General features: G+C 32.6%; 10 protein-coding genes. All 10 read left to right on the forward strand.

All coding sequences use genetic code 11. The features are described 5' to 3' along the window. Positions 1-47 precede the first annotated feature (47 nt). The 10 genes from nifV to kdpC all read left to right on the forward strand — a co-directional run bounded on the left by nifV (position 48) and on the right by kdpC (position 12,045). Positions 48-1,211, forward strand: coding sequence for a homocitrate synthase (nifV, locus tag I4V16_RS10320; RefSeq protein WP_195966675.1), 1,164 nt, complete (start codon positions 48-50; stop codon positions 1,209-1,211). Between the two features lie 29 nt (positions 1,212-1,240). Continuing rightward, on the forward strand, positions 1,241-3,163 hold the full coding sequence (locus I4V16_RS10325) for an aconitate hydratase (RefSeq protein ID WP_049178146.1): 1,923 nt from the start codon (positions 1,241-1,243) through the stop codon (positions 3,161-3,163). Between the two features lie 70 nt (positions 3,164-3,233). Beyond that, positions 3,234-3,410 carry a serine hydrolase gene (locus tag I4V16_RS17330; RefSeq protein WP_143759153.1) on the forward strand — a complete coding sequence of 59 codons (177 nt, stop codon included), beginning with the start codon at positions 3,234-3,236 and terminating at the stop codon, positions 3,408-3,410. Between the two features lie 145 nt (positions 3,411-3,555). Then, a complete protein-coding gene (locus I4V16_RS10330) occupies positions 3,556-4,806 on the forward strand; it encodes an NAD(P)-dependent oxidoreductase (protein WP_243282798.1) in 1,251 nt (416 codons plus the stop codon). Between the two features lie 103 nt (positions 4,807-4,909). After that, the gene (locus tag I4V16_RS10335) at positions 4,910-6,211 is read left to right on the forward strand and encodes an ATP-binding protein (protein WP_049178148.1); all 1,302 of its coding nucleotides are present in this window, start codon (positions 4,910-4,912) and stop codon (positions 6,209-6,211) included. Positions 6,212-6,276: 65 nt separating this feature from the next. Next, positions 6,277-6,786 (forward strand): anaerobic ribonucleoside-triphosphate reductase activating protein, encoded by a 510-nt coding sequence (gene nrdG / locus I4V16_RS10340; RefSeq protein ID WP_099329227.1) that lies wholly within the window; start codon positions 6,277-6,279, stop codon positions 6,784-6,786. Between the two features lie 31 nt (positions 6,787-6,817). Further along, on the forward strand, positions 6,818-7,351 hold the full coding sequence (locus I4V16_RS10345) for a carbohydrate-binding protein (protein WP_099329228.1): 534 nt from the start codon (positions 6,818-6,820) through the stop codon (positions 7,349-7,351). A gap of 268 nt (positions 7,352-7,619) precedes the next feature. Further along, the gene (gene kdpA, locus I4V16_RS10350; RefSeq protein WP_195966680.1) at positions 7,620-9,359 is read left to right on the forward strand and encodes a potassium-transporting ATPase subunit KdpA; all 1,740 of its coding nucleotides are present in this window, start codon (positions 7,620-7,622) and stop codon (positions 9,357-9,359) included. A gap of 16 nt (positions 9,360-9,375) precedes the next feature. Next, positions 9,376-11,439: a potassium-transporting ATPase subunit KdpB gene (gene kdpB, locus I4V16_RS10355; protein WP_049178152.1), complete on the forward strand. Its 2,064-nt coding sequence runs from the start codon at positions 9,376-9,378 to the stop codon at positions 11,437-11,439. A 12-nt stretch (positions 11,440-11,451) separates the two neighbouring features. Continuing rightward, the gene (gene kdpC / locus I4V16_RS10360) at positions 11,452-12,045 is read left to right on the forward strand and encodes a potassium-transporting ATPase subunit KdpC (RefSeq protein ID WP_049178153.1); all 594 of its coding nucleotides are present in this window, start codon (positions 11,452-11,454) and stop codon (positions 12,043-12,045) included. Positions 12,046-12,051 lie beyond the last annotated feature (6 nt).

Here is a 12,051-nt window from a genome sequence, read left to right on the forward strand (position 1 = left end):
TAGATAATCGAAAGGATATAACAAAGAAATAAGAAAAGGGGGATATTATGCCAGTAAAAGATTTAAAAAATGGAAGACAAATTTATGTGGTAGATACAACTCTTAGAGATGGAGAGCAAACTGCCGGTGTTGTATTTGCTAATGAAGAAAAGTTAGCAATAGCAACAATGTTAAGCGACTTAGGAGTAGACCAATTAGAAGTAGGTATACCAACTATGGGTGGAGATGAAAAAGACGCAATTAAATCCATAGTAAAGAGAAATCTAAAAAGCAGTATAATGGCTTGGAATAGAGCTGTCATATCTGATATAAAAGAGTCTATAGATTGTGGAGTAGATGCTGTAGCTATATCAATATCAGTTTCAGATATTCATATTAAGAATAAGTTAAAGACATCAAGAGAATGGGTACTTGAAAATATGGTTAAGTCTGTAGAATATGCTAAGAAAAATGGATTGTATGTATCCGTTAATGGTGAAGATGCATCAAGAGCTGATAGAGAGTTTTTAATTAAGTTTATGAAGGCTGCAAAGGAAGTTGGTGCAGATAGATTTAGATATTGTGATACAGTTGGGGTAATGGGGCCATTCCAAATAGAAGAAGAAATTAAAGCGCTATATGACAATGCTAAGCTAGATATTGAGATGCATACTCATAATGATTTTGGTATGGCAACTGCAAATGCCATAGCAGGATTAAGAGGTGGCGCTAATCATGTAGGCGTAACAGTTAATGGATTAGGAGAAAGAGCAGGAAATGCAGCTCTTGAAGAAGTGGTTATGGCATTGAAGTTTGTTTATGGCTGCGATGTGGACATGGATACTACAATGTTTAGGGAAATCTCTGAATATGTTTCTAAGGCATCAGGTAGGGTATTACCTATTTGGAAGGCTATAGTAGGAACAAATATGTTTGCTCATGAATCAGGTATTCATGCAGATGGGGCACTAAAGAATCCTAAGAATTATGAAGCTTTTGATCCAAGTGTAGTTGGTCTTGAAAGACAAATAGTAATAGGAAAACATTCAGGTAAGGCAGCTATAGTAAATAAGTTTAAAGAATATAATATAGAACTTACTAATGAAGAAGCTTCAGCTATATTAGAAATGGTTAGATCAACTTCTGTTAGATTAAAGAGAAGTTTATTTGATAAAGAGATTGTTGGGTTATATAAAGAATATAAAAGGCAATTAACAGAAAAAGCTAACTAAATTGCAATAAGCACTAAGGGGGAATTAAGATGGGCGATAATTTAGTATATAAAATATTAAAAAGTCATATTGTTGAAGGTGAGTTAAAGGCAGGAGAACCAATAGCAATTAAAATAGATCAAACTTTAACTCAAGATTCAACAGGAACAATGGCATACTTACAATTAGAAGCAATGGGGATTGATAGAGTAAAAACTAAGAGATCAGTAGCTTTTGTAGATCATAATATGTTACAACAAGGATTTGAAAATGCTGATGATCACAAGTTTATACAAACAGTAGCTTCAAAATATGGTGTGTATTTTTCTAAACCAGGTAATGGAATATGTCACCAAGTATTTTTAGAAAGATTTTCAACACCATCAGAGACGTTAATTGGATCTGATAGCCATACTCCAACCGCTGGTGGAGTTGGTATGCTAGCTATGGGTGCTGGTGGATTAGATGTTGCTTTAGCTATGGGGGGAGGAGCTTATAATATAAATACTCCTAAAGTAGTTAAGGTTAATTTAGAAGGTAAATTAAATAAGATGGTAGCATCTAAGGATATAATATTAGAAGTATTAAGAAAGTTAACTGTAAAAGGTGGAGTTGGAAAGGTATTTGAATATGCTGGTGAAGGTGTTAAGTCACTATCAGTTCCACAAAGAGCTACTATAACAAATATGGGAGCTGAATTAGGAGCAACAACTTCTATTTTCCCAAGTGATGAAAGAACTTTAGAGTTTTTTAAGGCTCAAGGAAGAGAAGAGGATTGGATAGAATTCAAGCCTGATGCAGATGCATTATATGATGAGGAAATAACTATAAACTTAGATGAATTAGTACCGCTAGCTGCAGGTCCTCATAGTCCAGATAATGTTAAAGAAGTAAAAGAATTTGGAAAGATAAAGGTGGACCAAGTAGCAATTGGTAGCTGTACAAATTCCTCATATGAGGATTTAATGAAGGTTGCTAAAATACTAAAGGGAAGAAAGGTTAATCCTAATGTAAGTTTGGTAATAGCTCCTGGATCAAGACAAGTTATGGAGATGATAGCTAGAAATGGGGCATTAGCTGATATTATTAGTGCAGGTGCAAGAATATTAGAAAACTCTTGTGGTCCTTGCATAGGTATGGGACAAGCGCCATCAACAAATGCAGTCTCTTTAAGAACTTTTAATAGAAACTTCTATGGTAGAAGTGGAACCCTATCTGCCAAGGTGTTTTTAGTAAGTCCTGAAACAGCAGCAGTATCTGCAATAACAGGAGTTTTAACAGATCCAACTGAATTAGATGTAGATTTAACAATAGATATGCCTGAAAGATTTTTAATAGATGATTCAATGATATTAGCGCCTGCACCAACAAATGCAGAGGTTGATGTTGTAAGAGGACCAAATATAAAACCATTCCCAGTAAATAAGCAATTAGGGGATAGTATTGAAGGTAAGGTATTAATAAAGGTTGAGGATAATATAACAACAGATCATATAATGCCTTCAAATGCAAAGCTTCTTCCATTTAGATCTAATATTCCATATCTTTCAGAATTTTGTTTTAACACAGTAGATATAGAGTTCCCTAAGAGGGCTAAGGAATATAACGGTGGTTTCATAATTGCAGGTGATAATTATGGACAAGGTTCTTCTAGAGAACATGCTGCATTAGCTCCATTATATCTTGGAGTAAAAGCTGTAATTGCTAAATCATTTGCTAGAATTCATAAAGCTAACTTAATTAATAATGGTATAATTCCTATGGAATTTAAAGAAGAAAGTGATTATAATAGCATAGATTTAGTTGATGATTTAGTTATTGATAATGTAAAGCGCTCTTTAGAAACTGGAACTGTTAAGGTTAAAAATGTTACTAAAGGAATAGAATTTGAAGTTACAGTTAATTTAACAGAAAAAGAAATTGATGTAATTAATGTAGGTGGAAGACTTAATTACGTAAAACATAGCAATTAGTATAATTTTTAATGACTATTGATATTGATACATCCCTTCTCAAATAGACAAGGGATGTATCATATATTCAATGGTCTTTTATTTTTATATAGTTGATAGAGGGAGTCTTCAACAAACAAGTTGGGATAAGGTTATAATATCAAAATATATTTCCGTGAAGGTGGCACATAAGATAGGTATAAATGGTGCATATAATCATGATGTAACTGTTGTATATGCGAACAGACCATATATAAATCTATTATGACCAAGGGAGGGGAGTGATGAGTTCATTCCGCAATTATCTAAGAAAATCTATGATCAAGTAATTAGCTTATAAATATAGTGAAATTTTTACTCTTGTCTTTATTTGTAATATTATATATGATGAAATAACAAACTATTAGATAAGAATGAAGAGAGGTACAAGAGAAATGTTATATTTAGATGAGGCAAATAGATGCTTGTCATGCAAGAATCCAAGATGTAAGCAACATTGTCCTATAAGCACACCAATTCCAGAAGTAATAGGGCTTTATAAGGAAGGAAAGTTAAAGGAAGCAGGAGAAGTTCTATTTAAAAATAATCCATTATCTTTAGTATGTTCAATAGTATGTCCTCATGAAGATCAGTGTAGAGGATATTGTATAAAAGGTATTAAAGATGAACCAGTAAGATTTCATGATATAGAAACAGAAATTTCTACTAAATATTTAGAAGAAATGGAGATAGAAAATACTCCTAAGACAAAGGATAGAGTTGCTATAGTCGGTGGAGGTCCTGCTGGAATAACAATAGCATTTATACTTTCGCAAAAAGGATATAAAGTAACTTTATTTGATGCTCATGAAAAGATTGGTGGAGTTTTAAGGTATGGAATTCCTGAATATAGATTGCCAAATAAAATGATAGATAAAATTGAAGAGAGACTTTTAGATTCAGGTGTAGTAATAAGACCAAATACTTTAATTGGTCCTGTTATAACTATTGATAAACTATTTAGTGATGGATATAAAGCTATATTTATTGGAACAGGAGTATGGAACCCAAAAACTTTAAATATAAAAGGTGAAACATTAGGAAATGTTCATTATGCAATAGATTATTTAAAGTCTCCAAATGTATATAGGCTAGGAAAAAGAGTAGCTGTAATAGGGGCAGGAAATGTAGCTATGGATGCTGCTAGAGTTGCCAAAAGAAATGGTGCTGATGAAGTATATATCCTTTATAGAAAAGGTGAAGAGGATATGCCAGCAACAGGTGATGAAATAAGAGAAGCTAAAGAAGATGATATTAAGTTTAAACATTTTGTAGCTCCTTTAGAGATAACTGAAGAAGGAGTTAAATTAGTTAGAACTGAAAATGTTAAAGGTGAAGATGGAAGAGTACAAACTAAGATATTGGAAGATGAAGAGGAATTCTTTGAGTGTGACTCCACAATAATAGCTGTAAGTCAAGCACCTAAGAATAATATAGTTCCTCATACAGAAAGCTTAGAGACAAATAAATGGGGACTATTAGTAACTGATGAACAAGGGCACACAACTAGAGAGGGTGTATTTGGATCAGGAGATGTAGTAACTGGAGCTAAAACTGTTGTTGAAGCTGTAGCAAATGCAAAGATTGTTGCTAATGCTATAGAAGAGTATTGTACAAAAAATTAGTTTTATAAAAGATTAGAAGGAATTTTACATATGTAAGATTTCCTTCTTTTTTTGTTGTGATAAAATAGTAGTGTATACAAAAAATAGAAAATGGGGGCTGAAAATGAATAAGGAAGAAATTATTAAATTAAATTTAAATTCTCTTTGTGTGTATAAGGGGATATTTGAAGAGAAAGTTGGGGATAAATTTAGGAAGCTTGTTGATAAGTTGTGTGATAACTCTAAGATTGAGGAGTGTGTAAAGGCATATAATGAATTTACATTTGAGTTATTTAAGGTTAATAGGACATTATCATTTAAGGAAGTTATAATAGATGAAATGTTATTAAGCTCAAATCCATTTAATCAATCCTTAAGTAATTTTGGAGAGGTACCTAGTTTTACTGAAGATGGCATATTTAATGAACTGAATTTGTTGTGTGACATAGCAAAGGTTACTAGCAATGATATTAAGAGTATCTTATTAAATAAATTTGATTCAGTAAGTACTATAAATTCGCTTATAGGATGGAATTTAAATGAAGATAAGTACATAGCAAAAACAGAAATGGATATAGAAAGATTAAAGCATATTCTAATGTGTGAAAATAATTGGGGTAATAAAATAGATAAGATAAAAAACTTTCATATAAAGAATGGAACAGGAAGAAGCACAGCTTATAAAGCCTTTGTTTGGGAAAGGTTTAATGATGATAATGAAGGGCACTTAAGAGAAATTTTAGAGCCTGACCCAATAAATATATCTGATTTAATAGGTTATGAAACTCAAAAGAAGGAAATAATCGATAATACAAAGAGTTTTTTAAAGGGTCTTCCTGCAAATAATTTATTATTGTATGGAGCTAGGGGAACCGGAAAATCATCCACAGTAAAAGCTGTACTTAACGAATTTTATATGGATGGATTAAGGTTAATAGAAGTTGATAAAGATCAATTAAGAGATTTTACTAGAATCATTAGGTTGTTAAAAGATAAGAAGCAAAAGTTTATTATTTTTGTTGATGATTTAGTTTTTGATGAAAATGAAGATAGCTACTCTGCTTTAAAGACAATATTAGAAGGAAGAGTAGAAAATAAACCTGATAATATAATAATTTATGCTACAACTAATAGGAGACATTTAATTGTTGAAAAGTTTGCTGATAGGGAAGAGATAAACTCAAAGGATACTATGGAAGAAAAGTTATCTCTATCAGATAGATTTGGTATTACAATTAGTTTCTTTACTCCTGACCAAAAAGAGTTTTTAAAGATTATAGATGGTCTAGTAGCTCTTAGAGGATTGGATGTAGATAAGGAATATGTACATAGAGAAGCCCTAAAGTGGGAAAAGTGGCACAATGGTAGGTCACCAAGATCCGCTACACAATTTATAGATTGGCTAGAAGGATATTTATTTAAATAGATATTGTATGACTATAATTGGTGATATAATATATGTAGAAATATCTATAGAGAGAAGGGGTTTCAGTGGGCAATACCATAAGATTAGCTGGGATAGCATATGAAAGTTTGGTAAATGGGCCTGGAATGAGGAGAGTATTCTTTTCCCAAGGATGTAAGCATAATTGTAAGGGATGTTTCAATCCTGATACTCATAGCTTTGATGGTGGAGAAGAAAAAGACATGGATGAATTAATAAAAGATGTTCTAAGTAATCCAATGATAAAAGGTGTTACATTTAGTGGTGGAGATCCTTTTGAAAGACCAGGAGAGTTTGCATACATGGGTGAAGCTTTTAAGAAGAATGGTCTAAATATATGGAGCTATACAGGATATACCTATGAGTTCATAGTAAGCCATTTTAATGAAAAGCCAGAATGGAGAAGGTTAATTAATACTTTAGATGTATTAGTTGATGGAGAATTTCAGCAAGATAAAAAAGAGGAAGGGTTATTGTTTAAGGGGTCTTCAAATCAAAGAATTATAGATGTTAAAGAGAGCTTAAAGAGAAATCAGGTAGTAATTTGGGAATCATAAAGGTATAGTACTAGAGAGGAGATAGTGGTCAATGAAAAAGAAATTAATAAGTATGATATTAGTGGGATTATCATTAACATTAGTAGGATGTGGGGATAAAAGTACACTTACAGAGGATAAGGTAAATATATCTGCGGATAAAGAAGTAAGTGAAGATGGGAATTATGTAGTTGTAGTAGAATTATGTGAGGGAGTAAAATCTGTAGACTATACACTAACAGAAAATGGTCAGTTAGTATCTTCTAAAGAGGATGTTGATGAAGGGTTAAAAGAAAATATAATGTCAAACAAGGTAAAGGGTGAGTATGAATATGTACTAACAGTTAAAGACGATGAAGGAAATACTGTTACAAAGGAGTTAGCTGTTAAGGTAGATGATAGTTTAGCTGCATCAGCTACTTTGTCAGATAGTAGTATAGTTGAATGGTCTGGAGATGGTATAGAATATGCTGTGGGTGATAAAGTAAGCTATAGTGATAAAAAGTATAAATGCTTACAAGGACATACATCTCAAGATGATTGGAATCCAGTAAGTGCAGCTAGTCTTTGGAAGGAAATAAAATAGTAAATTATACATATTATGAGGATACTAAAAGTATCCTCTTTTTTATTGTCTAGATTAGTTGGAAAAATTTAATTTGCTATAATTTTATCTTTATACAATCTTAATGCTAGTGCTAATAACTCTAACACTATCTTTATATCTTTTTATCTATAATTAACCTCGTAAGAGAGGAGGATGATCTCGTGGGAATTATTATTAACTTTATAGGTATAGTAGCTTTAGTGCTATTTATATATCTTTTTTACATTTTATTAAAGGGGGATAATGAATAATGAACGCAGTATTACAATATGGCCTATACTTAGTTATTCTAATGGTATTAGCAATTCCACTTGGAAAATATATAAGCAAAGTTATGGATGGAGAAAAAGTATTTTTATCTAAAGTATTAGTACCTGTAGAAAATTTTATATATAAAATAATGAGAATAGATAAGAAAGAAGATATGACATGGAAGAAGTATGCTGTATCAGTAGTTTCATTTAGTATATTTGGATTTATAATTTTATTCTTATTAAATATGTTACAGGGAGTTTTGCCACTTAATCCAGAAGGCGTTGATGGCACAACAGCTCACTTGGCATTTAATACAACATCAAGCTTTGTAACTAATACAAACTGGCAAGCCTATTCAGGTGAAAGTGGGTTAAGTTATCTAACTCAAATGCTAGGCTTAACTGTTCAAAACTTTGTATCAGCAGCAACTGGTATTGCAGTACTATTTGCTTTAATTAGAGGTTTTACAAGAGTTAAAGAAAAGGGAATCGGAAGTTTCTGGGTGGACCTAACTAGAAGTATACTATATGTTTTAATACCGCTTTCGATAGTTGTTACCCTTGGATTAGCATCCCAAGGAGTAGTTCAAAATCTTAATTCTTATGAAGAGGTACAATTAGTACAACCAATAGAGTTAGAAGATGGAACTGTAATTACTAAGCAAGTAATACCACAAGGTCCTGCAGCTAGCCAAATAGCTATAAAACAATTGGGTACAAATGGAGGAGGATTCTTTGGAGTTAACTCAGCACATCCATTAGAAAATCCAACAATATTTTCTAATATGTTAGAGATGATTTCATTGCTTCTAATACCAGCAGCTTTATGTTTTTCATTTGGTAGAAGTATAAAAGATAAAAAACAAGGAAGAGCAATATTTTTAGCAATGTTTATTATGTTGGTTGCAGCACTTTCTATTGTTGCGGTAAGTGAAGCCAACGCAACACCTCAGCTTGCTCAATCGGGGAAGGTTGACGTTTCAACGGTAGGACAAGCTGGTGGAAATATGGAAGGAAAAGAAAGCAGGTTTGGTATTGTAACTTCAAGTACTTGGGCTACATTTACTACAGCTGCTTCAAATGGATCAGTTAATTCAATGCATGATAGTTATACTCCGTTAGGAGGTATGATAACAATGCTTCAAATGCAACTTGGAGAAGTTATATTTGGAGGAGTTGGATGTGGTTTATATGGTATGCTTGCATTTGCTATAGTAGCAGTATTTATTGCAGGTCTTATGGTAGGTAGGACACCAGAGTATCTAGGAAAGAAGATAGAGCCTTATGAAATGAAGATGGCAATGTTAGTTTGCCTTGCTACACCAATAGCGATACTTGTTAGTAGTGGAATAGCTTCATTAATTCCTGAAGTAGCAGAAAGTTTGAATAATGGAGGAGCTCATGGATTTTCTGAGATGCTTTATGCTTATTCATCTGCAGGAGGAAATAATGGATCAGCATTTGCTGGATTTGGGGCTAATACACCATTTATAAATATAACAATAGGTATTGTAATGTTATTTGCTAGATTTGTACCATTAATTGGGACACTTGCAATTGCAGGTTCATTGGTTCAAAAGAAGAAAGTAGCAGTTAGTGTAGGAACATTATCAACTCATAATGCTTTGTTTATAGGATTATTAATATTTGTAGTTCTTTTAGTTGGAGCATTAAGTTTTTTCCCTGCGCTTGCGTTAGGTCCAATAGCAGAGTTCTTTCAAATGATTGCGTAGAAGGAGGGAGTAAGATATGAAGAAAGAAAAATCCCTAGTTAATAAAAGTATGATGAAAAGAGCTATTAAGGATTCATTTATTAAGTTAAATCCTAAAGTTCAAATTCAAAATCCAGTAATGTTTATAGTTTATATAGCTTCAATATTATCATCAATATTATATATTATATCTTTATTTGGAATAAAAGATAATTCGCCTAGTTTTATATTAGGAATTGCAATATTACTTTGGTTTACTGTTATCTTTGCTAACTTTGCAGAAGCTATAGCAGAAGGTAGGGGGAAGGCTCAAGCAGATTCCTTACGTGCTTCAAAAAAGGATGTTGTAGCTAGTAAGATAGCTTCTATTACTGATAAATCTAAAGTTACTAAAGTTAATTCATCAGAATTAAGAAAAGGTGATTTAATTATTGTTCATGCTGGAGAACAAATTCCAGCAGATGGTGATGTTATAGAAGGAGCAGCATCAGTAGATGAAAGTGCAATTACAGGTGAATCTGCACCAGTAATTCGTGAAAGTGGAGGGGATAGAAGTGCAGTAACTGGCGGTACGACTGTTACATCAGATTGGATTGTTATTAAGGTTAGTAATGATCCAGGTGAAAGTTTTATGGATAAAATGATAGCTATGGTGGAAGGAGCAGCTAGAAAGAAAACTCCTAATGAAATAGCCCTTCAAATATTACTTGTTGCATTAACAATTATATTTTTAACTGTAACTGTTTCGTTATATTCTTATTCAAAGTTCTCCTTTGTTCAAGCAGGTGTAGAAAATAATACTTCTGTAACAGTGTTACTAGCATTATTAGTATGTTTAGCACCAACAACAATAGGGGCATTGCTATCAGCTATAGGTATTGCAGGAATGAGTAGATTAAATCAAGCCAATGTTTTAGCTATGAGTGGGAGAGCAATAGAGGCTGCTGGAGATGTTGATATTTTAATGTTAGATAAGACAGGAACTATTACATTAGGTAATAGGCAAGCTAGTGAGTTTGTACCTGTTGATGGTATTGATAAAAGAGAATTAGCTGATGCAGCTCAATTAGCATCATTAGCAGATGAAACACCAGAAGGAAGAAGTATAGTTATATTAGCTAAAGAAAAATTTGGAATTAGAGAACGTAATATGACTGAATTAAAAGCTACATTCATACCATTTACAGCTAAAACAAGAATGAGTGGAGTAGATTTCTCTGGAAATGAAGTAAGAAAAGGTGCTGCAGATGCAATTAAGAGATATGTAGAAGAAAAAGGCGGATCATTCTCTAAGGAATGTGATGAAGAAGTAAGAAAAATAGCTAATGTTGGAGGTACTCCATTAGTTGTAGCTAAAAATGGTAGGGTATTAGGAATAGTACATTTAAAAGATATAGTTAAGAAGGGGGTTAAAGAAAAGTTTGCAGATTTAAGAAAGATGGGAATTAAAACAATAATGATTACAGGTGATAACCCCCTTACAGCGGCAGCAATAGCAGCTGAGGCAGGAGTTGATGATTTTTTAGCTGAAGCTACTCCAGAAGGAAAACTTAATATGATTAAAGATTTCCAAAAGCAAGGTCATTTAGTAGCCATGACTGGTGATGGAACAAATGATGCACCAGCATTAGCACAAGCTGATGTGGCAGTTGCTATGAATACTGGTACTCAAGCTGCTAAAGAAGCAGGAAATATGGTGGATTTGGACTCATCTCCAACTAAGCTAATTGATATTGTTCGTATAGGTAAGCAGTTACTTATGACTAGAGGTGCTCTAACTACTTTTAGTATTGCAAATGATATTGCTAAATACTTTGCAATAATACCACCGTTATTTATTGGACTTTATCCTCAATTAGATAAATTAAACATAATGAGATTAGCAAGTCCAGAAAGTGCAATCTTCTCTGCTGTTATATATAATGCTTTAATTATAGTAGCCTTAATACCTCTTGCATTAAAGGGTGTTAAATATAGAGAAGTTCCAGCGAGTAAGCTTTTATCAAGAAATTTATTGGTTTATGGAGTTGGAGGAATTATAGCTCCATTTATTGCAATTAAGATTATTGATGTAATTATTACAGTCCTTGGAATAGTATAGGAGGTAGTTATAATGAAGGTAGCAAAAAAGGCTTTTATTTGCATAATAGTGTTTACGGTAATTTGTGGGTTAGTATACCCTTTAGTAATGACAGGAATCTCACAAGTATTATTTAAAGATAAAGCAAATGGTAGTATTATAGAAGTTGATGGAAAGAAGTATGGTAGTGTTTTATTAGCGCAACAATTTACAGGTGATGAATATTTATGGGGGCGTATAATGAATATTGATACAGAAACTTTTACTGATGATGATGGAAACGCGTTAATGTATGCAACTCCATCAAATTTAAGTCCAGCAAGTGAAGAATATGAAGCGCTTGTAAAAGAAAGAGTTGAAAGGATTAGAAAGACTAATCCAACTGTGAAAGAAGAGGCTATTCCTGTTGATTTAGTAACATGTTCAGGTAGTGGATTAGATCCTCATATATCAGTTGCTGCTGCTCAATATCAAGTTGAGAGAATAGCTAAAGCACGTAATTTAGATACTGAAGAAGTAGAAGAAATAATTGATAAATATACTAAAGGAAGAATGCTTGGGATATTTGGTGAAGAAGTGGTTAATGTTTTAGAAGTTAATCTTGCTTTAGATGGAATATTAGAATAGAGAGGT

Source organism: Clostridium sp. 1001283B150210_160208_E6, from assembly GCF_015669365.1.
In the GTDB taxonomy this organism is placed as follows: domain Bacteria; phylum Bacillota; class Clostridia; order Clostridiales; family Clostridiaceae; genus Clostridium; species Clostridium paraputrificum.

Coding starts and splice junctions, on each gene's coding strand:
- nifV (WP_195966675.1), top strand. CDS start 48: ATGCCAGTAAAAGATTTAAAAAATGGAAGACAAATTTATGTGGTAGAT.
- kdpC (WP_049178153.1), top strand. CDS start 11,452: ATGAAGGTAGCAAAAAAGGCTTTTATTTGCATAATAGTGTTTACGGTA.
- I4V16_RS10335 (WP_049178148.1), top strand. CDS start 4,910: ATGAATAAGGAAGAAATTATTAAATTAAATTTAAATTCTCTTTGTGTG.
- kdpB (WP_049178152.1), top strand. CDS start 9,376: ATGAAGAAAGAAAAATCCCTAGTTAATAAAAGTATGATGAAAAGAGCT.
- I4V16_RS10345 (WP_099329228.1), top strand. CDS start 6,818: ATGAAAAAGAAATTAATAAGTATGATATTAGTGGGATTATCATTAACA.
- I4V16_RS10325 (WP_049178146.1), top strand. CDS start 1,241: ATGGGCGATAATTTAGTATATAAAATATTAAAAAGTCATATTGTTGAA.
- I4V16_RS17330 (WP_143759153.1), top strand. CDS start 3,234: ATGGTCTTTTATTTTTATATAGTTGATAGAGGGAGTCTTCAACAAACA.
- I4V16_RS10330 (WP_243282798.1), top strand. CDS start 3,556: ATGAAGAGAGGTACAAGAGAAATGTTATATTTAGATGAGGCAAATAGA.